Origin of the sequence: Bradyrhizobium roseum, assembly GCF_030413175.1 — a bacterium.
Taxonomy (GTDB): domain Bacteria; phylum Pseudomonadota; class Alphaproteobacteria; order Rhizobiales; family Xanthobacteraceae; genus Bradyrhizobium; species Bradyrhizobium roseum.
In genome coordinates this window covers 3,884,407-3,903,026 of sequence record NZ_CP129212.1, presented here as the reverse complement: position 1 = coordinate 3,903,026, position 18,620 = coordinate 3,884,407, and the positions used below count along the sequence as shown (strand labels likewise).

28 protein-coding genes and 2 tRNA genes are annotated in these 18,620 nt (G+C 61.5%); 16 read left to right on the top strand and 14 right to left on the bottom strand.

Annotated features, from left to right (window positions below; genetic code table 11):
- The first annotated feature begins 117 nt into the window (after positions 1-117).
- On the top strand, positions 118-561 hold the full coding sequence (locus tag QUH67_RS18790; RefSeq protein ID WP_300940269.1) for a CBS domain-containing protein: 444 nt from the start codon (positions 118-120) through the stop codon (positions 559-561).
- A 209-nt stretch (positions 562-770) separates the two neighbouring features.
- Positions 771-1,157: a hypothetical protein gene (locus QUH67_RS18785; RefSeq protein WP_300940268.1), complete on the top strand. Its 387-nt coding sequence runs from the start codon at positions 771-773 to the stop codon at positions 1,155-1,157.
- Positions 1,158-1,372: 215 nt separating this feature from the next.
- Here the strand turns inward: QUH67_RS18785 and QUH67_RS18780 are convergent, their stop codons facing one another.
- The 6 genes from QUH67_RS18780 to QUH67_RS18755 form a co-directional block, all read right to left on the bottom strand.
- On the bottom strand, positions 1,373-2,410 hold the full coding sequence (locus tag QUH67_RS18780) for a PrsW family glutamic-type intramembrane protease (protein WP_300940267.1): 1,038 nt from the start codon (positions 2,408-2,410) through the stop codon (positions 1,373-1,375).
- A 109-nt stretch (positions 2,411-2,519) separates the two neighbouring features.
- A complete protein-coding gene (locus QUH67_RS18775; protein ID WP_300940266.1) occupies positions 2,520-3,728 on the bottom strand; it encodes an MFS transporter in 1,209 nt (402 codons plus the stop codon).
- Between the two features lie 97 nt (positions 3,729-3,825).
- The gene (locus QUH67_RS18770; RefSeq protein WP_300940265.1) at positions 3,826-5,058 is read right to left on the bottom strand and encodes a Zn-dependent hydrolase; all 1,233 of its coding nucleotides are present in this window, start codon (positions 5,056-5,058) and stop codon (positions 3,826-3,828) included.
- Positions 5,059-5,677: 619 nt separating this feature from the next.
- A complete protein-coding gene (locus QUH67_RS18765; protein WP_300940264.1) occupies positions 5,678-6,343 on the bottom strand; it encodes a PEPxxWA-CTERM sorting domain-containing protein in 666 nt (221 codons plus the stop codon).
- Positions 6,344-6,535: 192 nt separating this feature from the next.
- On the bottom strand, positions 6,536-7,519 hold the full coding sequence (locus QUH67_RS18760) for an acyltransferase family protein (protein WP_300940263.1): 984 nt from the start codon (positions 7,517-7,519) through the stop codon (positions 6,536-6,538).
- Between the two features lie 200 nt (positions 7,520-7,719).
- Positions 7,720-7,794: transfer RNA gene (locus QUH67_RS18755), tRNA-Glu, on the bottom strand.
- A 227-nt stretch (positions 7,795-8,021) separates the two neighbouring features.
- Here QUH67_RS18755 and QUH67_RS18750 point away from each other — a divergent pair.
- Positions 8,022-8,291 carry a PilZ domain-containing protein gene (locus QUH67_RS18750; RefSeq protein ID WP_300940262.1) on the top strand — a complete coding sequence of 90 codons (270 nt, stop codon included), beginning with the start codon at positions 8,022-8,024 and terminating at the stop codon, positions 8,289-8,291.
- Positions 8,292-8,366: 75 nt separating this feature from the next.
- The gene (locus QUH67_RS18745; RefSeq protein WP_300940261.1) at positions 8,367-8,612 is read left to right on the top strand and encodes a porin; all 246 of its coding nucleotides are present in this window, start codon (positions 8,367-8,369) and stop codon (positions 8,610-8,612) included.
- Positions 8,613-8,621: 9 nt separating this feature from the next.
- Here QUH67_RS18745 and QUH67_RS18740 read toward each other — a convergent pair whose 3' ends face one another.
- The 3 genes from QUH67_RS18740 to QUH67_RS18730 all read right to left on the bottom strand — a co-directional run bounded on the left by QUH67_RS18740 (position 8,622) and on the right by QUH67_RS18730 (position 10,547).
- Positions 8,622-9,269 carry a glutathione S-transferase family protein gene (locus QUH67_RS18740; RefSeq protein WP_300940260.1) on the bottom strand — a complete coding sequence of 216 codons (648 nt, stop codon included), beginning with the start codon at positions 9,267-9,269 and terminating at the stop codon, positions 8,622-8,624.
- 400 nt (positions 9,270-9,669) lie between these two features.
- A complete protein-coding gene (locus tag QUH67_RS18735; RefSeq protein WP_300940259.1) occupies positions 9,670-10,122 on the bottom strand; it encodes a VOC family protein in 453 nt (150 codons plus the stop codon).
- Positions 10,123-10,289: 167 nt separating this feature from the next.
- Entirely contained in the window at positions 10,290-10,547 is a 258-nt protein-coding gene (locus tag QUH67_RS18730) for a hypothetical protein (RefSeq protein ID WP_300940258.1), read from the bottom strand.
- 38 nt (positions 10,548-10,585) lie between these two features.
- On the opposite strand from QUH67_RS18730, the gene QUH67_RS18725 reads away from it, so the two are divergent.
- Both QUH67_RS18725 and QUH67_RS18720 read left to right on the top strand, forming a co-directional pair.
- On the top strand, positions 10,586-10,732 hold the full coding sequence (locus QUH67_RS18725) for a hypothetical protein (protein WP_300940257.1): 147 nt from the start codon (positions 10,586-10,588) through the stop codon (positions 10,730-10,732).
- Entirely contained in the window at positions 10,732-11,004 is a 273-nt protein-coding gene (locus QUH67_RS18720; protein ID WP_320416082.1) for a hypothetical protein, read from the top strand. The genes QUH67_RS18725 and QUH67_RS18720 overlap by 1 nt, the downstream gene beginning before the upstream one ends.
- Positions 11,005-11,038: 34 nt before the next feature.
- Here the strand turns inward: QUH67_RS18720 and QUH67_RS18715 are convergent, their stop codons facing one another.
- The gene (locus tag QUH67_RS18715) at positions 11,039-11,197 is read right to left on the bottom strand and encodes a hypothetical protein (protein WP_300940255.1); all 159 of its coding nucleotides are present in this window, start codon (positions 11,195-11,197) and stop codon (positions 11,039-11,041) included.
- Positions 11,198-11,507: 310 nt separating this feature from the next.
- On the opposite strand from QUH67_RS18715, the gene QUH67_RS18710 reads away from it, so the two are divergent.
- Complete coding sequence (locus QUH67_RS18710) at positions 11,508-11,768, top strand: hypothetical protein (RefSeq protein ID WP_300940254.1); 261 nt, start codon at positions 11,508-11,510, stop codon at positions 11,766-11,768.
- 262 nt (positions 11,769-12,030) lie between these two features.
- On the opposite strand, the gene QUH67_RS18705 is transcribed toward QUH67_RS18710, so the two are convergent.
- Positions 12,031-12,189 (bottom strand): Flp family type IVb pilin, encoded by a 159-nt coding sequence (locus QUH67_RS18705; RefSeq protein ID WP_300940253.1) that lies wholly within the window; start codon positions 12,187-12,189, stop codon positions 12,031-12,033.
- A 329-nt stretch (positions 12,190-12,518) separates the two neighbouring features.
- Here QUH67_RS18705 and QUH67_RS18700 point away from each other — a divergent pair, with 329 nt between their 5' ends.
- The gene (locus tag QUH67_RS18700; protein WP_300940252.1) at positions 12,519-12,815 is read left to right on the top strand and encodes a putative quinol monooxygenase; all 297 of its coding nucleotides are present in this window, start codon (positions 12,519-12,521) and stop codon (positions 12,813-12,815) included.
- A 95-nt stretch (positions 12,816-12,910) separates the two neighbouring features.
- Here the strand turns inward: QUH67_RS18700 and QUH67_RS18695 are convergent, their stop codons facing one another.
- The 3 genes from QUH67_RS18695 to QUH67_RS18685 form a co-directional block, all read right to left on the bottom strand.
- Complete coding sequence (locus QUH67_RS18695; protein WP_300940251.1) at positions 12,911-13,105, bottom strand: hypothetical protein; 195 nt, start codon at positions 13,103-13,105, stop codon at positions 12,911-12,913.
- 244 nt (positions 13,106-13,349) lie between these two features.
- Positions 13,350-13,496: a hypothetical protein gene (locus QUH67_RS18690; RefSeq protein WP_300940250.1), complete on the bottom strand. Its 147-nt coding sequence runs from the start codon at positions 13,494-13,496 to the stop codon at positions 13,350-13,352.
- A gap of 621 nt (positions 13,497-14,117) precedes the next feature.
- Positions 14,118-14,285 (bottom strand): hypothetical protein, encoded by a 168-nt coding sequence (locus QUH67_RS18685; RefSeq protein ID WP_300940249.1) that lies wholly within the window; start codon positions 14,283-14,285, stop codon positions 14,118-14,120.
- A 57-nt stretch (positions 14,286-14,342) separates the two neighbouring features.
- On the opposite strand from QUH67_RS18685, the gene QUH67_RS18680 reads away from it, so the two are divergent.
- The 8 genes from QUH67_RS18680 (at position 14,343) to QUH67_RS18645 (ending at position 18,596) form a co-directional block, all read left to right on the top strand.
- A complete protein-coding gene (locus QUH67_RS18680; RefSeq protein ID WP_300940248.1) occupies positions 14,343-14,510 on the top strand; it encodes a hypothetical protein in 168 nt (55 codons plus the stop codon).
- An 84-nt stretch (positions 14,511-14,594) separates the two neighbouring features.
- The gene (locus QUH67_RS18675; RefSeq protein ID WP_300940247.1) at positions 14,595-15,356 is read left to right on the top strand and encodes an SIR2 family NAD-dependent protein deacylase; all 762 of its coding nucleotides are present in this window, start codon (positions 14,595-14,597) and stop codon (positions 15,354-15,356) included.
- A gap of 316 nt (positions 15,357-15,672) precedes the next feature.
- Positions 15,673-16,338, top strand: a complete 666-nt coding sequence (locus tag QUH67_RS18670) for a cold-shock protein (RefSeq protein WP_300940246.1) — start codon at positions 15,673-15,675, stop codon at positions 16,336-16,338.
- 154 nt (positions 16,339-16,492) lie between these two features.
- On the top strand, positions 16,493-16,939 hold the full coding sequence (locus QUH67_RS18665; RefSeq protein ID WP_300948094.1) for a DUF192 domain-containing protein: 447 nt from the start codon (positions 16,493-16,495) through the stop codon (positions 16,937-16,939).
- Between the two features lie 64 nt (positions 16,940-17,003).
- Positions 17,004-17,080, top strand: a tRNA-Pro gene (locus tag QUH67_RS18660).
- 204 nt (positions 17,081-17,284) lie between these two features.
- Positions 17,285-17,557 carry a hypothetical protein gene (locus QUH67_RS18655; protein ID WP_300940245.1) on the top strand — a complete coding sequence of 91 codons (273 nt, stop codon included), beginning with the start codon at positions 17,285-17,287 and terminating at the stop codon, positions 17,555-17,557.
- A gap of 160 nt (positions 17,558-17,717) precedes the next feature.
- Complete coding sequence (locus QUH67_RS18650; RefSeq protein ID WP_407080334.1) at positions 17,718-18,299, top strand: CAP domain-containing protein; 582 nt, start codon at positions 17,718-17,720, stop codon at positions 18,297-18,299.
- A 72-nt stretch (positions 18,300-18,371) separates the two neighbouring features.
- Positions 18,372-18,596, top strand: coding sequence for a hypothetical protein (locus QUH67_RS18645; protein WP_300948316.1), 225 nt, complete (start codon positions 18,372-18,374; stop codon positions 18,594-18,596).
- The last annotated feature ends 24 nt before the right edge of the window (positions 18,597-18,620 follow it).

Here is an 18,620-nt window from a genome sequence, read left to right as displayed (position 1 = left end):
CGCGTGATTCAAGCGCGGCACGCCGGCGGAACGGTGCTGACGAGGCAAGATCTTTCGACTATCCTTTCAAGGCGGACCATCAAGGCGGGGCTTGGACAGGGCGAGGAGAGGAAATCGATGAGCACAGTAAAAAGCGCTCTGGCCCAGAAGGGTGGCGCCCTGGTCCATGTTCGTTCCGGCGACATGGTCATCGAAGCCTTGCGCCAGATGCGTGACAACCGCGTCCGGTCGGTGCTGGTCATCGATGACGACGTGCTGGTCGGTATCGTGACCCAAGGCGACTGCGCCATCAAAGTGCTGCTGCCCGGGCTCGATGCGAAGCAGACGCCGGTGAGCCAGGTGATGACGGGCAACCCGGTGACGGTTAAGCCGGACGATCGGTTGGACGGCTGCATGGCCATGATGTCTGCACGTGGTTTTCGCCATCTGCCGGTGCTGGACGCGGGCAAGGTCGTGGGCGTGATCTCGATCGGCGACGTCGTCAAGGACATCATCCGTGAATTGGAACTCAACGTGGGCGACCTGATGGGCTTCATCATGAGGGACGGCCCCGGGGGCTGACCGACGAACGGCGGCGCCGTCGTCCAGCCCGCGTATGGCTGCCGGTGGACCAATGGCAGACCTCAGTTGATGTCATTCGGGACGTCGGCTTTGACCTTTGCTGTGTGAAAACGTGAAGTCCTAAAAACGGCGCTGAACCGGCAACTCGAAAGCTCAAGGCTTTGTTTAACTGCGGTCGTTGTTGCGTGCCTGGAGAGAACAAATCCAAGATGAGCCAAATCGAATCGACTTTCCTCAATGTTGACCTGGATTTGCACGGAAGTGCCGCCGACATCGAACAGGTTATCAGCGCTGTAACACCGTCCGTTGTCGTTATGCGGCACGAGGGCGGAGATGCGTCGCTAGAATTGGCTGAGCAGTTCTCATCTGCTGAATCGACGCTGCAAGCAATTGCCGAACTTATCCAAGCACTGCCTTGCGATGCACGGAGTGCTTGGGATCGTCTGGAATACCGAAGAGCGGATATTGGGCTTCAAATCGGCAGCCGGCGTGACGCTCGGCAATTAACTGGCGCAATTTCCTTGAAAGTACTCGGACTGATGGTTGGGAGCGGGCTAGAGCTCGCCTACACTGTCTACGCACCTATCGCGGATTGACGTCTCATAATCGGGAGTCGAGTGTTGGCACTTGGACGCCCCTAAGCAAGCATTCCGCCAACGTCCGGTTTCCGCTTAGAATTGCCTAGGATCGGAACGCGAAGAAGCCAAGTCTGATCGCCTCCCGACGCGCCGCGCATATTCGGCTGCGCCACCGGCATGCAGGATTTGTTCGCTGGCGAAGTTGAGCGACACCAACGACGACACGTCGGCGCTCACCCCGCCCCGGACGCCGACGAAAATCCGTCCGAGGACGTCCTGATACGGTTGCGGCCGAACACGTAGACCGCCGAGGTCGCCAGCAGCAGGCCGAGGCCGATCAGGATCGAGGTCAGGCCAAGGGGAATCAGCAGCAGCGACGCGTTGCGCTCGGGATTGACGAACCAGTGGTGCAGCGACGTCAGCACGAAGGCGGCTCCGGCGAAGCCGGCGCCGCTGCCGACCAGCAGCAGGGCCCACATTCCCCGCAGCAGGCTCAGCCGCTCGCGCGCCAGTTCGGTGCGCGGCGCGTGGTGACGGCCGACGCGCCGCACCAGGCGGATGGCAAATCCGATCGAGCTGAACCCGATCAGCAGGCTCGCCGCCGCGAGCAGCATGCGTGTGTTCGGGCCGAGATCGGGATGTTTCTGCAAGGTCAGCAGCGGGAAATCGAAGGCCGCGTGCAGCGCGATCGGCGCGAACAGCGCCAGGCACCAACTGGAGATCTTCGCCCAGTCGCGGTTGTGGCGGTTGGCGCCGAGCGCGGTTCCGGCGCGCGCGATCACGATATAGGCGCCCGCAATGATGCCGAGCGCGCCGTGGAACGGCACCGTCAGCACGCTGCGCAACGCGGCCAGCGAACGCCACATGTCGGAATGCTGCACCAGGTAAGCGAGGTTTTCGTAAGCCGCGAAGCCGAGGCCGGCGGCCGCGCCGTAGACCACGGTATCCATCGGGTCGGCCAGATTGCGCCGCCGCATCGACACCAGCACGATCACGAGAATCTTGACGATTTCCTCGGGGGCGGCGACGCCGAACACCGAGCGCAGGCCTTGCGTCAGCCATGGATTCCCGGGCACCGCGAGGATCGCGGCGAACGGGGCGCGGGCAATGCCGAGCAGGGAGATGCTGGCCGCGCCGAGCAGGAACGCGAGCCATACTCGCGTCGGTGGGCCGGGGCGCTCGTTGGCGGAGACGACGAGCCAGAGCACCAGCAGCGCCGGCGCGATTGCGGCGACGCCGATCGAGGTGGGGAGGGCCTGTAGCAACAACATACGGAAAACTTTACATCGTCGAACGTTCAAATGGCCGTAAATTCAGCCGTTTGCAAGAAAAGTCCGACGCGACTCCTTGTCGCCAAGCTGAGCAGGGAATCCTGGCTTTCTAGGGGGGCTTGCTGATCCTGCCATGCACCGCCAGCAGGCCCGCGAGGGCTACCAGCGCAAAGCCGGCGCCGGCCAGGAATGTTCCCTGCGGTCCCGCGATATCCCACAGGACGCCTGCGATGATGCTGGCGGCAAGCATCGCCAGGCCGGCCACGAGGTTGAAGAAGCCGTAGGCCGTGCCGCGCAGTTCGGCCGGCGCGGTGTCCGCCACGAGCGCGGCCAGCAGACCCTGTGTCAGCCCCATATGCAGGCCCCAGAGCACGACGCCGAGCGCGACGCCGCCGATCGACGGCAGCCATGCCAGCGCGAGACAGGCGGCGATCAGCAGCCCCATGCCGGCGGCCAGCACGGCCTTGCGGCCGATGCGGTCCGAAATGACGCCGGCCGGATAGGCCGCGAGGGCATAGACGACGTTCATCACGACCAGCACGACGGGCGTGAGCATGATCGGCAGCCCGACGTTCTGGGCGCGCAGAACCAGAAATGCCTCGCTGAAGCGCGCCAGCGAAAATGCGCACGCCACCGCCACTACCCACCAGAAGGCCGACCCGAGATTGCGGATCTCGGCCAGACTGACCGGGTTCTGCACCATGCGCTGCGCCTGCGGCCGCGCCGGTTCGCGCACGGCGAAAACGATCAGCGCCAGCGCCATGAAGGCCGGCAGGGCGGCGAACCAGAACACGGCGGTGAAGTTGTCCGACGTCCACCACATCAGGGCGATGGCGAGCAGGGGGCCGGTGGAGGCGCCGATCGTATCCAGCGACTGGCGCAATCCAAAGCTTGCGCCGCGCAGACCGGGCGGCGCGAGGTCCGCCACCAGCGCGTCGCGAGGGGCGCCGCGAATGCCCTTGCCGATGCGGTCGACAAAACGCGCCGCCACCAGCCAGCCGATCGTCGGCGCCAGCGGAAACACCGGCCTCGTGAACGCCGCCAGACCGTAGCCGGCGGCCGCGAGCCATTTGCGGTTGCCGAGCCGGTCCGAGAGCGCGCCGGAAAATATCCGTGTGATGGAGGCGGTTGCTTCGGCGATGCCCTCGATGAGACCGACGGTCGCCATCGACGCGCCAAGCACGGTGACCAGGTAGATCGGCAGCAGGGCGTGGATCATCTCCGAGGAGATATCCATCAGCATCGAGACGAAGCCGAGGACCCATACGCCGGCGGGAACCTTTGCGATCGAAGGGGTCGGTTTGGTGCCCACGGCCATGTCGTCCCGCGTTGTGCCACGCCTCGTGGCGCCAGGGGCGCCGGCGGCCTTGCCCGTTCAATGTAGCCGGCGCCCGCGCCGCAGGCGCGGGATTTCGCTACCGCATCAGCAACCTTCGACAGGTTTCGACAAAGACCTCGGCGCCGGTGACGATGTCGGCGTCGGCGGTGTTCTCGGTCCAGTGGTGCGAGATGCCGCCGATCGAGGGCACGAACAGCATGCCTGCCGGCATGACGGTCGCGAGAATCTGGGCGTCGTGACCGGCGCCACTCGGCATCCGCTGCGACTTGCCGCCGGCGAGGGCGGCGCTGGCCTGTTCGATGGCCTGCTGGAACGCATTATCCATCAGCGCCGGCGCGCCGGTGCGAAGGCGCTCGACGGCAACGCTGCAGCGGCCCTGCCGGTCGACCTCCGCCGCCATGGCGTGCAAAAGATCCTCCAGCCGCGCGATCACGGCCGGATCGTCGTCGCGGATCTGGAACAGCATTTCCGCTCCGCCCGGGATGATGCTCGGCGCGCCGGGATCGAGCGTGATGCGGCCGGTGGTCCATACCGTGCGCGGGCCGCAGGACGCCGGGAAGCGTTCGTCGATGGCGACGCAAAACCGCGCCAGGGCCAGGCCGGCGTCCTTGCGGATCGCCATCCGCGTGGTGCCGGCGTGGTTCTGTTCGCCGGTGAACGTGATGCGGTACTGCCAGATCCCGACGATGGATGTGACGACGCCGATCTTGAGACCGCTGCTCTCCAGCGTTTCGCCCTGTTCGATATGGGCCTCGAGATAGCCGATATGCCGGCCGCGTTCGCACAACGCGCGGGCACGGCCGGCGAGGCCGGCGTCGCGCAGCGCCTCGCGCATGCTCCGGTCATTGCTGCGGTCGCGCGCTGTGTCGATTTCGGCGTCGGTGACGCCGCCGACATAGGAGCGGCTGCCTAGGAAGTGGCCGAAATGCCCTTCCTCGTCGCACCATGACGCCACTTCGACCGCGCCGTCGATATCCGGATCGCGGTTGATGATTCGGGCGGCTTCCAGCGCATACACCACGCCGAGCGGTCCATCGAGCCATCCCGCATGGTTCTGGCTTTCCAGATGCGACCCCGCCAGCAGTTTCGGGCCGGGCCTGGTGCTGGTGCCGAGGATGTTGCCGATGCCGTCGATCTCGCCGGCAAGGCCGCCGTCGGGCAACCGTTGCACCAGCCATTGCAGGGACTGCAGATGCGGTTCCGAAAAAGTCGGCTTGTGAACGCCGGTCTTGTAGGCGCCGATGGCGCGCAACGCGTTGAGGTCGGCGAGGACGCGGGCGCCGTCGGCGCGCGATGGTTGACGAGACATGAATGGGAACTCTGCTTGCAGTGGTTTTCCGGAGTAGAACAAAGTTCCGCCGACGTTGCCAGATGCCGGCCGGCAGAGCAGAAACGCGCTCGATCTCGAAACGGACCAGCTTGCGCTGTCGCTGCTGCGGGCCGAACGTAATCTGGTGTCAGATTTTGTAAGGGGTCGCAGAGCAACTTTGGCGCGCCGATCCTTCGCAAGTAACCGGGTGGTTGAAAGATCATTTTGGCCGCGGGCGAGCGCATTCATCCGTTGTTCTCCGGAGGAGAACAAAGTTCCTGGTGTGTCCCGGAAGACAGAACAAAGTTCCCGAAGCGGCGCCGGCGGTGTCGATTAGGCCGCGGACAGCATGGCCAGCGCGATGACGAAGAGCCACGCCACGACGACAAGCGCCGTCACGGCGCCAGCGGTTATCCTCGACTTCTCCTTTGGCGTGTAGCCGCGCATTTCATCTTCGCAAAAAGTGTGAAGAGCGCTCTGGCCCCGCGGCGAGCGGGTGCTTCACGTTAGCCGGTTGGTTGCCGCCGTGCGATCCCTTCGCGGGCGCATCGTATGCTCTGATATGGCAAAGGCCGCCGTTTCCGGCGGCCTCGATCGCAGACGCTGCGACCAGCATGCCTCAGGCTAGCCGCACGCCGCCCTGCTTCTTCCGGCGATAGGCGAGGAAGCCCACACCGGCAAAGCCGAGGATCATCATCGCCCAGGTCGACGGCTCCGGGACGGCCGCCGTGACATCCGGCTGGTAGCCGAAGCCGAGCTGCTTGAAATAATCGAAGCCGGCACCCAGCCCGTCGATCCGGATGGTCTTGATCAACTCACCGGTCCCGGGCTTGGCCTGGAAGCCGATACGGGTGAAGTCGCCATTATCGGTGATCAGGAAATCAAACACCGAATCGAACTGGTCGGTGATCGTTACCTTGATCTGTTGATCGTCGTTGCCGAAGACCGCACCACGGAACGAGAACAGGTTGAAGGCGGTCTCGTCCTGCGGCGTGATCCACAAGGTATTGATCGGCGTGGTCACCGGCGGCCTTCCGCTGGAGTCAGCATTGATGGAGGCTGCGCCGCTTGCGGTGACTACGGGTACATTGGCCTTGAAGTCGATGATCTCAGATCCCGAGGTGCCATGAAAAACCGTATTCGCAGCAAACGAATCGTTGTCGAAGTTCACGCTCTGGCCGACCGGGTTCAGATCGAGGATGAAATCGGCTCTCGCTGACGAGGAAAATGACGATGCGGCCGACGAGATCAAAACAGCTGCAAGTATGCTCCGCGCTTTAAACATGACGTACTCCCAGGGTGGAATCGGAATGCAGTAAAATTTTCCGGCTTATATTGCCAAATTATCCCGAACCCTATCATTCATTTAAAGGCTGCACAGCGAATTGGGTTTACTCGAGTACCTTATCAGGAGTTTATTTAATCGATTTATAGTTGAGCGTTCGACATGTCGCATCCGATGGGGACGCTGATAAAATCAGGCCCTGACCGTTGCAGGAGGCCGTCGAAAGAGGGCCAGAAGCGGCCGTTCGATAACGCGATACAGAAGACAGCTTGCCAGGAGCATCATCACCGCCTGCATCGCCGGATGGAACTGTGCCGGGATCGGCAGTCTCAAGAGCGCGCCCGTCATCACGACGCCGACCCAGACATGCCAGAGATAGATCGAATACGAGGCATCGCCGAAATAGACCAGCACGCGAATCGGATGTTTTCGGAACCAGGGCTCGAGACCAACGGCAGCCATGACGAGTAACGCTGCGGGAACGCCCCACTTTAGAACGCGGGGCCAATCGGCGATCAGCGTCTGGGAAGCCGCAAAGCCGGCGATGGCCAACAGCAACGCCACGACGATGGCGCTACGTGAAAATTCCAGTCGGCTGGCGACGTGGGCGATCAGAACCCCCGCCACGAATTCCAGCACGATCGGGGCGGCAAAAGCACCGATATAGCCAAGATCCAATAGCTGACCAATGCCGACAAAGACGAGAAGCGTGGCGCAGGTCCCGATCAAGCGCCACCGCAGACCAACTGCCATCAGCACGCCCAGCAGGCAGTAGAAAAACATCTCGTAACTCAGCGTCCATCCCTGCACGACCACCGGGTGAAAGGCGCCATCCTTCAGTCGCGGCAGAAGCGCGAGCGAGCGAAAAAAATTCTCGATCGATGCGTCGTGATTGTGGAAGAACGCCGGCTTGGCGTTCACCGATGCAAACGTGACAGCCAGGACGATCCAGTAGAGCGGCAACACGCGCGTCAGGCGCTTCCAGAAATAGTCCGGCATCGAGACTTGCGAACCGGATGTCGTGCTCCAGATGATAAAACCGCTGATGACGAAAAAAATGTCGACGCCCGCCGCGCCGATCTCAAACGGGAATTTGTACTGATCGCCGACGTGATAGAGCAAAACCGCAATCGCGGCGAAGCCACGCAGATACTGAACACCGACAAGTTTTCCCAACGGGCCCGCTCCCGAGCAGCTAGCGGCAAAAAACGACGTATGGCGCGCTACGCCTCACGGCTATGCCCTTCAAGGGCGCCATTGTCTTGCAAGAGGTCGCGTTCAGGTTAATGGGATACCGTGAACGAGACGAGAACATGGGTCGTGGGCGGCAGTCGCGCGCTTGATCTTGTTGAAGAATTGTAGGGAAAAAAGAGCTTTGGCGCTCCCTAGCGGAATCGAACCGCTCTCTCCACCGTGAAAGGGTGGCGTCCTAACCGATAGACGAAGGGAGCAAAACAACCGGAAATCAAGGTGTTAAGCGCTTGATGGGCCGCGTTGGACGCCGTCCGTCCGTGGTTCACGTCGGCGGCGACGGCGAACGTATAGTGGCGTTTGCGCAGCCGGGCAAGCCGCCCGGAAACCGGTTTTTTGCTTGCTGGTATCCACCTCCAGCGATGGCTGGTTGCAACGGAATTTAAAGCCGGATGGCGTAGGGTTTTTGACCCGGGGGATTTTCAATATGGCTTTGCTTTCAAAACTTTCTGGCAAGAAGCGCGAGACGCGCAAATCAGTAAGTCAGCCCGGCTGGATCACCCTGGAGGGCGGTTTTGCCGCGCGCCAATGCGTGGTGAAGGATTTGTCCACGACCGGCGCCAAGGTCATGATCGACGACCCCAACTCGCTGCCGGCGAAATTGCGGCTGGCGTTCTCGCGCGACGCCCGGACCGGGCGCCGCTGCGAAGTGGTCTGGCGGCGCGGCAATTCGGTCGGTGTCAAGTTCGTTCGCTAGGCCTTTTTAAGGCGCCGGCTTTCGCGGGAAATGCCCTGGTCTGGCCCTGACGGGCAAGCGGCGATACAAGGCGGGATGCGAAAATTCCTCCTGGTCACGATCGCGCTGGCGCTGCCGTCGGTGGCCGCCGACGCCGAACCACTCCGTCTTCAGAAGGCTGACAAGGTCACGGCATCGGACAAGCCGCTGCCGCTGAAGCGCCCGGGCAATGCCTGCGCCGAGTATGGCGCGGGCTTCGTCAGGATCGAAGGCACCACCACCTGCATGAAGATCGGCGGCGCGGTGAGCGTCGGCGCAGGGGTGTCCAGCGGCTCGCGCTGAGCCGTTGCCTCACGTCATCGGCGGCGCGATGAATTGTGTGAAGCCGGGGCGCGTGGCGAACTGCGCGAACCAGCGATCGAGATGAGGCAGGTTCGGCTTGGTGACGCCCTCGACGCCGAGCCAGCGCCGCGCATAGGCGCCGATCGCGATGTCGGCGAGCGTGAACGCGTCGCCTTCGATGAAGCGGCGGCTCGCCAGTTGCGCCTCGACGATCCGCCACACCACGGCTTCCGCGTCGACATCCTTCTGGATCGCGACAATGTCGCGCTTCTCGACCGGCGTGCGCACCAGCGCCCAGAACACCGGACGGTCGACCGGCTGCAGCGTCGACAGCGTCCAGTCGAGCCAGCGGTCGACGCCCGCGCGGGCTTTCGGCGCCTCGGGGTAGATCGGCGAATGACGGCCATAGGCCATGCAGAGATAGCGCATCACCGAATTGGATTCCCACAGCACATAGTCGCCGTCGACCAGGGTCGGCACGCGGCCGTTCGGGTTCATCGCCAGATAGGGAGGTTCGTTGTTCTTGCCGAACTGCATGCCGGCGTCGATGCGCTGATAGCCGAGATCGAGTTCGGCCAGGCACCACAGCACTTTTTGCACGTTGACCGAATTGGCCCGGCCCCAGATGGTGAGGTTCTTCTTGGTGTTGTCGCCCACGCGTTGTCGCTCCCATTGATCACTGGGATGCGTTCATAGCGGAATATCGCCGAAAAAGCGCGGCCCTTGCGCTGGCGCCGACCCGACAAAAATCGGGCTCCGCCGCATTGCGACAGAGCCCCGATTCATGCGTAGCGCCTATTGGCTGGCTTCAGCGGCCGAAGAACAGCCACAACAGAATGATCACCGGAATTGGCACGCCCACCAACCACAACAGAAGTCCTTTTCCCATCATATCCTCCTCAATGTACAGTCGAGGAGCAAACGCGCGATCAAGCGCCGGGTTCCTGCGCGCCCCGATGCCAAAACACCGTCGCGCGAAGGAACGTTTTGCGATGTCGGAATTGTCGCGCGCGACAAGCCAATCCTTGAACAGCGAAGGGCTGTCGCGGTCGACGGCCTACCAGTGGCCAGTGTTCGGCATCGAGGCCCACGGCTCCGCCGGCGGCTTCGGCTCGCCCTTCTGCAGCAACTCGATCGAATGCAGATCCGGCGAGCGCACGAACGCCATATTGCCGTCGCGCGGCGGCCGGTTGATGGTGACGCCGGCCTTCATCAGCCGGTCGCAGGTCGCGTAGATGTCGTCGACCTCATAGGCGAGGTGGCCGAAATGACGGTCCTCGCCGTATTTCTCCTCGTCCCAATTGTAGGTGAGTTCGACCAGCGGCGCACCGCGGTTTTGCGGCGCCGCCTTGAACAGGCCCTCGTCCTCGGGCGCGCATAAAAACACCAGCGTGAAGCGGCCCTTGTCGTTGTCGACCCGGCGCACTTCCTTCAGCCCCAGCGCATCCTGATAAAACTTCATCGCGACGTCGAGATTGCGGACGCGCAGCATGGTGTGGAGGTATCGCATTTACGTGAACTCCTTGGAGCGTTTCTGGATTTTCCGTCGTTCGGTCGGGCTATAAATAGCAACAAATTGCCAGAAAGGGCAGGCATAGCGAGAGAAGTGGATGAAACGTGAAGATAAGACTGCCGGTCGCCGTGGCGGCTATGGTGCTGCTTTGATCTATTCCGGTCTCATTGAAGAACCTTCGGCAGAACGACAACGACGTCGATGGTCTGCTGGAGAATTCGGCCGGCGATGTCAGCGATGAGAAGAGCGAAGTCATCTTCCATGTCTGCGGCGGTGCATTCGTCTTTGGCGTAGACGTACAGGAGTGACCCGTCTAGCGCGGCAAACCTCACGCCGGCAAACACGCGGTCGAACTCCTTGGCGCCAAGGACTGACGCCACTCGGGCCTGTATTGCGTAATCCTGGATATCACTCAGTTCCATTTGCCTGCTGCCGAAGTAATCAGTTGCTTGCGTTATACATGTTTATGACTCAGGCTGTGTTCAAGGCGGGCGCCTCGCTTGATCGGAAGATCGGCTCCCGCACCGCGAAGGTTGTTGCAGGTACGCTGCCCGGGCTTGCCGCCTTTATCCTGATTCCCGTTTTCACCGGCCTTGTGGGGTTGTGATGTCCAGGAAGGCGAACCTCATTGTTGCCTTGGCAATCGGGGCACTCATCTCGGCGGTGCTTATCGTTCTCGAACCGCTAACCGGCTTTGCCCTGCTTTCGTGGGAGATGCCCGGCATCAGCGTCGCCTATCTGTTCTGGGGAATGGTTGGCGGCAGCGTGTTCGCGGGCTTAGCCATTGCTTGGGCCGTCAATGCACTCATCTACGGGCTGGGTGCTTTCATCGTTCTCAGTGTTCTCAGCGCTCTTGTGACCAAGCCGCAGCGCAGCTGACAAGAATGGTCGGCAGACAACCGCGATCCGCCGGCTACGCCGCCGTCGCCCCGTGTGCGCTCTCGAGCTGTGCCTTTTCCCGGCACTCGGCGGCGAACGCGAGAAGCCGCTCCACCGTCACTGCGTCGAGCGTGCTTCGCGCCAGCCGTTCGGCGCGGGCGGCTTGCTCCTGCAGGTATTGAAACTCGGTCATCACTCAGCCCTCGATTTCCTGGACAAGTTGAATCGAATGCGTTCGTTCCGGACATGCGCCAGCGGGAGTCAACAAGCAGTTAATTCTGTGCGGCAGGTCACGCGGGGTTGATTACGGCGGTAGAGATGCAGGGCGGCGATGGAGCGCGGAGAAATACGGTGCGCAGGGCGTCCCGGTTCATGCGCCGGGAGAAGTAGAGCGCACCCGTAATGCTACGAACTACCTTTCGTTGTTCCCTGTGGGTAAACCAACCAAAGTGCAATGATTGCGTCGTAGATTTGTCTTAAGGCTCGGATGGGAAAGATCCGGCGTGGGCCGGGTGATCATCGATGGAGGTTTGGATGCCCCGACAATTCGGCTTGAAGGCGACATCGGCAGTCGCGCCGTCCGCCTCATCGTCAGAACGACCGCAACTGAATGGATCGGTTTGCGCATCGAACGGTCATTCGCCCGCGAACCCGCCGGCAACGACGCGCGTCGCGCAACGCGCGGGGTTGCCGCTGACGCCGTCGAGCTGGCGGGGCTCCTGCGACCGGCGATCGATCTCGCAACACTGAAGAAGTATGCCTGAAGCAATACGAAGGCCACGAAGCGGAGGATGTAGGATTTCCGGGCGTCAGGCTTTCGAACCGAAAGACGACAGGCCGACGGCGAAGGGCCCGGCGTATCCGGTCCGTTGGACTGGATAGCGGATCTTCGATCGGACCGTCAGTCTGCTCCCGAAGGTTCTGTTCTGCGGTTGTTGGGCCAGAAGGAGCCAGGCGACACTGCCGCATTTGCCGGGCTTGCATTGTGGCTGCTGGCAGGCCTCGCCATCTTGATCCTGGCCGGCTTTAGCGCGTCAGTGCAGGAATCAGGCTCTCGAAAAGTTCGACGAGGCGTTGGCCGGTCATGCCGACCGCGTAGATGATGGCCAGGGCGATGAAGCCGGCGATCAGGCTGTATTCAATGGCGGTGGCGCCACGCTCGTCACGCAAAAATTTCCCGAACATTTCATTCCCTCACAATGTTCACGGAGACGGTGTGGCACGCCGAGGTTGCCACCATTGCAACCAAATCCGTAAAATTGCGATGTTTTTTGATTCATCCAGAGGCTGCCGCGGCCATGGTTTTGGTCTCAGCCTGCTCATTGTCGCGATGCTGTTCTCTGCTTCCGATCACCGACGCCAGGACGGCCCGGATGAAGCTGTCCGTGGTGGGCAGTCTTGGCGTGCTGTTTGGCGGTATGCGCCGTCGGGCCGCGCCTGATACACTGACATATCACCCGCCCGACGCCGAACCGGCGCCGCGAAGCGCGGGCCGGTGCGCGAGGGGGATATGCATGATTCTGGTCACAGGAAGTATTCTGGCGCGAACGGACACGTTCGACGACGTGCTGCGTTCCTGCCTCGAGCATGTCGAACGTTCCCGCAAGGAGCCCGGCTGCATCTCGCACGACGTCCATGTCGACTGCCAGAATCCGATGCGGCTGTTCTTTTTCGAGCAATGGGCTGACGAGGCGGCGCTGCGCGCGCATTTTGCGGTCGAAGGTTCGAAGGAGTTCGTCAGGTCGCTCAAGGGCCGGATTGTTGAGACGTCGGGCACGAAAATCTATCGCGCCGAGACGATCCCGCGATAGGTGGCTTCTCGACGCTCAGCGTCGCGCACGCACAGCAGCGCGCATGAGAGGGCTGGCGCCGTCAGGTCCGCGGCGCAATACGGGTTGGCGTCAGCTCAAACCTTGACGTCCACCAGAGGCGGCTCGTTGGTATCAAGGTTCGCAAGCGTTGCTTCGATCGCGGCCGACTTGGCGCGATCGACCGCCTGCAGATCCTGCGCGATCGTATTCGGCGATGCCTTGGCGGCCTGATCGACGACGAGTTGTACTCTGGCCTGTATCACTTCAGCTGGTATGGGATAAATGACCATGGGAAGACCCTCCTGACCAAAATTTGTCAGGTGCCCGTTTACGGCTTGTAAAGAGGTTGGGTTAACGGCGAAGGATTTCAGGAAAACTGAGTAAACGGAGGCTTAAGTTTCGGTGGCCGGCAATGGATAAAAATCGGCGGTGTTTCCCGCGATTGACCCCGCAGGAGTCCGTGCTCGCATCACGCCGAAGCGGTGAGGCGGCTATCCAAATTCACGCGCTATTTCTGTTGGAAAGCCGAAATGCTTATTGCGTCTGTTCGAGCCGTTCGGCGTAAAGGCGAAATTCCTCCGCCATCTCGATCAGCTTCCTGGAAGCTTCCGGATCCTTGACGGCTTCGGCGAGCAGCCGCGCCCTGTCGGATTGATCTCGATAATGGTCGGCCTGGGTCATCGCAGCGCCTTTGAGACAGGTACGAGCACGTTTTTGAATAGGTACATGCTGCCCCGAAAAGGTTCGACGTCGGCCTCGCGGACGTGATGGGCGAGGCAGCGCGAGCCTGCGAAGTCCGCCGGATCGGATGACGAGGTGTGGTGGCGTAACGGTATCTTAAGACGGCTTGGCGGACGAAAAACGTGCCCCCTGTTCGTTCTGCGAGAACAAAACGAGTCTCATATCGCCGGCGAAACGGCCAAGGCGATTCTCACCGTTAGCTGAAATGCTCTCAGCGGCCCGACAGCTCATTGCCTGGCGGCCGGTGACAGGTCGCGACAGCGACAAAGCCGGCATAGCCGACCACATTGATCAGAATTTCAATCCACGCAGCCATGTACACCCTCCCGTGGGCTAACGCCCAAGGGCGATGTCTGTTTCTGCTCAAACCGAGGCGCAGACCCGCGCGGTCGCATGGCTCCGCAGCAGCGCACAGGCTTTTCGTCGGAGATGAAAACCCGCCTGCATTCGGAGACGCAGGCAAGATATTTCGTGCTTGACCTCTGGTAAGGTTGCTTCACGTGGAGGGAGAACGCCGCGTCGACGGCTTGGTTCCCGGCTTCCCGAATGGCGGTTTCCGAGTCAGCGTCGGGATGAGAGAGGGCGGGAACCGTTGATGGCGTTGGACAAGGTCGTCTCGCAGTACTCCACGCGCGCGCGTTCGAACTTCTGCTGGGTTTCCCTGAAGCTCGCGACGCGGGCTGCGATTTCGGCCCGTTCACGCGCGAGCCGTTCTTCCTTTTCCGTCATCACCTGTCTCGTCCTGGTTGATTCGCGCTCCGGGCCATTGGCCCGCCAGAATGGGGCATGAATGCGGAAGCCGGATTGCAGCCTGTTCGCTCGCTCGCTCGCCGCCACGCCGCCACGGTGGCGGACAAGCAGTGGCGCATGATTGTCGTCCGGGCGGGTTCCACGCCGCTTGATCAAAGGCGGTTTGACGAAACCCCACAACGCGGCCTGATAACGGACGCCTGAAGATGTGCATGCTGCAGGGCACATCGATGGCAATCCGGATGCGTGCTATAGTCGATACGGCCCAACCATTTGGAAACATCAGCGGTGATCGCAAGGGACTTGCGCAGCGGCGTCGAGCAGCTCGGCAACATGATCGCCGAAGCTTCCTGTATCATTCCCTTTACGGGCGCCGGCATTTCCACCGAATGCGGGATTCCGGATTTTCGATCGCCCGGGGGGCTTTGGACGCGTAACCGCCCGATTGCGTTCGACGAATTCGTTTCCAGCCCAGAGGCGCGGGCCGAGGCGTGGCGGCGGCGCTTTGCGATGGAAGAGGTTTTTTCGGCAGCGAAGCCCGGCCGCGGGCATCGCGCGCTGGCCTCGCTCTACAAGGCAGGCAAGGCGCCCGCGATCATCACCCAGAATATCGACAATCTGCATCAGGCCTCGGGCTTCAAGGCCGATGACGTGATCGAACTGCATGGCAATACCACCTATGCCCGTTGCATCGGCTGCGGACATGCCTACGACCTGCCTTGGGTAAAGGCGCGCTTCGAAGAATCCGGAGACGCGCCCGACTGCACGGCGTGCGATGAGCCGGTTAAGACCGCGACGATCTCTTTCGGGCAGGCCATGCCGGTAGATGCGATGCAGCGCGCGACGGAACTGGCGCAGCGCTGCGATCTGTTTCTTGCGATCGGGTCATCGCTGGTCGTTTGGCCGGCTGCAGGTTTTCCGCTGATGGCCAGAAACAACGGCGCCAAACTGGTGATCATCAATAATGAGCCGACAGAACAGGACGATGTCGCTGATCTCGTGCTACGTTTCGACATCGGCGAGACGCTCGGGCCGTTCGTCGGCAATTAAATCACGATGAGATTTAACGGAATCGAATCTCTCTATTTATCTCGTTATCTCATCTCTTTATTTGAGCATTATCTTTTCTGAGAGCCTGCTTCGATTTTTTCACTCACGATCTACGCGCAACTGATTCGCTGCTGTGCAACCTGTTCATAGCCTCCGCAATTTTGTTTTTTTTAGCTATGCCTCGCGGGCGAGAGTGTTATCTTTTGATTCGAGAGATTCGCGCTGCGTTTTGATGAGTGGGTCATCGATGAGCGCGTGTTCCGGTCCCGCCAGGGCGATGGCGGGCCGCTTTTTATGAAGTGTGAGGTCCGGGGTCATGGGGTCGGACGAATATGTGTCCAAGAAGCTCGGGGGGCCGCCGTCAGGCGGAGCTGGGCAAAACAGGCTTGGACCTAGTGACTATGCTACCGGCGATCCACGCGATCCGGCGGTAGATGCGTTATCAGGTCTTGGCGATACTGCGGCAAACCTTGTCGAAATCTCCGGCGTCATCAAATGGTTCGATGCGTCCAAGGGATACGGCTTCATCGTGCCGGACAATGGCTGGCCCGACGTACTGCTGCACGTCACCGTGCTGCGGCGCGACGGCTACCAAACCGCTTATGAAGGCGCGCGAGTGGTCGTCGAATGCGTGCAGCGCGCAAAAGGCTATCAGGCGTTCCGGATCGTCTCGATGGACGAGTCCACCGCGATCCATCCGGCGCAGATGCTGCCGCCGCGTACCCATGTCAGCGTGACGCCGACCAGCGGGCTGGAGCGGGCGCAGGTCAAGTGGTTCAACCGCCTGCGCGGTTTCGGTTTCCTGACCTGCGGCGAGGGCACGCCGGATATCTTCGTCCACATGGAAACGCTGCGCCGTTTCGGCATGACCGAGTTGCGTCCCGGCCAATATGTGCTGGTGCGCTTCGGGCCCGGGTCGAAGGGCATGATGGCGGCCGAGATTCATCCCGAGAGCGGCCCGTCGGCGCTGTCCTCGCATTGATCCTGCTGACGGAAATTTGAGCTGGACGTCGCGCGCGAGCGCGGCGTCCTCTGGCGTTTGTTGCCTGCATCGGGTTAGGGTTCCGGCTGTCAGCAGGATATCCGGCATGAGTGCATTGATGAATTTCTCGTTTGTGGTTGCGCGGCTGCGCTTCATGATGCCGCTGGCGGCGGCATTTGCCGTGCTTGTCCTCTGTGTTCCCCTGCCAACACGGGCCGCGAGCGTTCAGCCGCTCGAGATCGCCACCAAGTCGGGGGTGCAGGTATTTTCCGTCGAGATGGCGACGACGGAGGAGGAGAAGACGCAGGGCCTGATGCACCGGAAGGAACTGGCTGACGGTAAGGGCATGCTGTTCGACTTCTCGCCGGAGCAGCAGATCTCGATGTGGATGAAGAACACCTACATCTCGCTCGACATGATCTTCATCCGCGCCGACGGCCGCATCCTGCGCATCGCCGAAAATACCGAACCGCTTTCGACCAAGATCATCTCCTCCGGCGGGTTGGCCAGGGGCGTGCTGGAAGTCATTGCCGGCACGGCGCAAAAGTACGGCATTCAGCCCGGCGACCGGGTGGCGCACCCGCTGTTCAACAAGCGGTAGCCCGGCCCCGAGCGCCTTGATGGCCGCCGTCTAAGCGTGTATCGACGCATTTCCCAGCAAGGATCGGGGTATAGCGCAGCCTGGTAGCGCGGCAGTTTTGGGTACTGCAGGTCGTTGGTTCGAATCCAGCTGCCCCGACCAACATCATAATGAAATCAATGATTTAACGATTCATGGCGGCATCATTGCCGGGGTCCGCGTTCCTATGAAGTGGATGTCTCTCGATGTCGATCTGATCCAGGATCAGCTTCGACCACGGATGAGCGGATAGGACCTCGGGAATGTCCGGTTCTTCGCCTTCGCAGCCATCGTCAGACGCCTGTCGGGCTTGGATGGGGATGAGAGATGACGCAAGAGAGCATTACGGCAGCAGGCAATACGGCAGTCGCGGCGTATCTCACGCTTCTTGACCTTGGATATTCGGTCGATCGTGTCGATCAAGACGGTGAGGAGCAGTGGATCGCAGAGAAGGGAGCGCTTCAGCTTATGGCCGGCTGCCCACTGGAACTCCTTGGCCTCTCGCTGTTGAGAAGCGAACGAGGACCACGCTGGCAGGCAGACGAGAGCGGGACCGATAAATTTCTGACCCGGTTCTACCCGTCAGCTCAACTACCTTGATCGTCTTCCCGCGTTGGGTTGAAGGATTTTAAACAAGACATCCGTTTTAACTTCCCAGAATCAAATCCAGCGATCCTGGCCAACATAATCAACGGCTTGTCTCCTCTTTTCGGATTGAAGCTTCCGCGCTATCTGCATTTGAAAGAGGCATGGTGAATTCGTGAACTCTGCGAGGATTTTCATTCTGGCGCGACATGCCCTGTTGCTGGGGCTGGCGCTGTGCTTTGCCGCCGCGCTTCCTGTCCGGACGGCTGCGGCTGATCCGGCGCAGATGATTTCGGATTTTCGGCTCAAGCACGGCGAGAAGCGCGTCACGCTGGATGGCGCGCTGACGCGGATTGCGCATGATCAGGCGCAGGCGATGGCGTCGAAGGATGTGCTGGATCACGACGTGCTCGGACGCTTCACCACGCGTGTCGGCCCCGCGGGCGCGGGGCGGGCGGCGGAGAACATTGCGTACGGCTATGAGAGCTTTCCCAAGACGCTCGGCCAATGGATCAATTCGTCGGGGCACCGGAAGAACCTGCTGCTGCCCGGCGCCACGCGCGTCGGCGTCGCCAGCGTGAAGAGCGCGAAGACCGGGCGCACCTATTGGGCGATGGTGATCGCCGGCGACTATGAGCGTCCCACGCCCAAACCGGCGAAGGGGTCGCCGAAGGAAACGAAACAAGCCAGTGCGGCGAAGTCCAAGCCGCGCACGGCCGAATCCTGCCGGCTGAAGATTCTCAGCCTCTGCCTGTAGGGGAAATCGCAACTTCCGGCTTGTCAGATTGTTCTTGTTATGTTCTCATTGGTCAATCTTCGGAGGTGACCAATGGACGTCGAGAAGCAACGGGAGATCATCCGGCTCTGGAACCGGATGCGCCAGGTGGAAGGCCCGCTCGCGGAAGAGATCCGCATCCAGATCCTGGAATGTTTTGCACAGCCGGACTCGCCGAGCGCGCGGATCGACGAGCGGCGCGCGGTGCTCAGTCGCGTGCCGGTTCGGACTGCGCAGATCCATCGCATCGGCGAGCGCGGCAACAACGCAACGCTTTGACGGCTTTGTAGACTGGCGCTGTTG

Bases quoted from the DNA above. Each gene is read 5' to 3' on its own strand.
- QUH67_RS18790 (WP_300940269.1), top strand. From the start codon at position 118: ATGAGCACAGTAAAAAGCGCTCTGGCCCAGAAGGGTGGCGCCCTGGTC.
- QUH67_RS18785 (WP_300940268.1), top strand. From the start codon at position 771: ATGAGCCAAATCGAATCGACTTTCCTCAATGTTGACCTGGATTTGCAC.
- QUH67_RS18780 (WP_300940267.1), bottom strand. From the start codon at position 2,410: ATGTTGTTGCTACAGGCCCTCCCCACCTCGATCGGCGTCGCCGCAATC.
- QUH67_RS18775 (WP_300940266.1), bottom strand. From the start codon at position 3,728: ATGGCCGTGGGCACCAAACCGACCCCTTCGATCGCAAAGGTTCCCGCC.
- QUH67_RS18770 (WP_300940265.1), bottom strand. From the start codon at position 5,058: ATGTCTCGTCAACCATCGCGCGCCGACGGCGCCCGCGTCCTCGCCGAC.
- QUH67_RS18765 (WP_300940264.1), bottom strand. From the start codon at position 6,343: ATGTTTAAAGCGCGGAGCATACTTGCAGCTGTTTTGATCTCGTCGGCC.
- QUH67_RS18750 (WP_300940262.1), top strand. From the start codon at position 8,022: ATGGCTTTGCTTTCAAAACTTTCTGGCAAGAAGCGCGAGACGCGCAAA.
- QUH67_RS18745 (WP_300940261.1), top strand. From the start codon at position 8,367: ATGCGAAAATTCCTCCTGGTCACGATCGCGCTGGCGCTGCCGTCGGTG.
- QUH67_RS18735 (WP_300940259.1), bottom strand. From the start codon at position 10,122: ATGCGATACCTCCACACCATGCTGCGCGTCCGCAATCTCGACGTCGCG.
- QUH67_RS18730 (WP_300940258.1), bottom strand. From the start codon at position 10,547: ATGGAACTGAGTGATATCCAGGATTACGCAATACAGGCCCGAGTGGCG.
- QUH67_RS18725 (WP_300940257.1), top strand. From the start codon at position 10,586: ATGTTTATGACTCAGGCTGTGTTCAAGGCGGGCGCCTCGCTTGATCGG.
- QUH67_RS18720 (WP_320416082.1), top strand. From the start codon at position 10,732: ATGTCCAGGAAGGCGAACCTCATTGTTGCCTTGGCAATCGGGGCACTC.
- QUH67_RS18715 (WP_300940255.1), bottom strand. From the start codon at position 11,197: ATGACCGAGTTTCAATACCTGCAGGAGCAAGCCGCCCGCGCCGAACGG.
- QUH67_RS18705 (WP_300940253.1), bottom strand. From the start codon at position 12,189: ATGTTCGGGAAATTTTTGCGTGACGAGCGTGGCGCCACCGCCATTGAA.
- QUH67_RS18700 (WP_300940252.1), top strand. From the start codon at position 12,519: ATGATTCTGGTCACAGGAAGTATTCTGGCGCGAACGGACACGTTCGAC.
- QUH67_RS18695 (WP_300940251.1), bottom strand. From the start codon at position 13,105: ATGGTCATTTATCCCATACCAGCTGAAGTGATACAGGCCAGAGTACAA.
- QUH67_RS18690 (WP_300940250.1), bottom strand. From the start codon at position 13,496: ATGACCCAGGCCGACCATTATCGAGATCAATCCGACAGGGCGCGGCTG.
- QUH67_RS18685 (WP_300940249.1), bottom strand. From the start codon at position 14,285: ATGACGGAAAAGGAAGAACGGCTCGCGCGTGAACGGGCCGAAATCGCA.
- QUH67_RS18680 (WP_300940248.1), top strand. From the start codon at position 14,343: ATGAATGCGGAAGCCGGATTGCAGCCTGTTCGCTCGCTCGCTCGCCGC.
- QUH67_RS18670 (WP_300940246.1), top strand. From the start codon at position 15,673: ATGGGGTCGGACGAATATGTGTCCAAGAAGCTCGGGGGGCCGCCGTCA.
- QUH67_RS18665 (WP_300948094.1), top strand. From the start codon at position 16,493: ATGATGCCGCTGGCGGCGGCATTTGCCGTGCTTGTCCTCTGTGTTCCC.
- QUH67_RS18655 (WP_300940245.1), top strand. From the start codon at position 17,285: ATGACGCAAGAGAGCATTACGGCAGCAGGCAATACGGCAGTCGCGGCG.
- QUH67_RS18645 (WP_300948316.1), top strand. From the start codon at position 18,372: ATGGACGTCGAGAAGCAACGGGAGATCATCCGGCTCTGGAACCGGATG.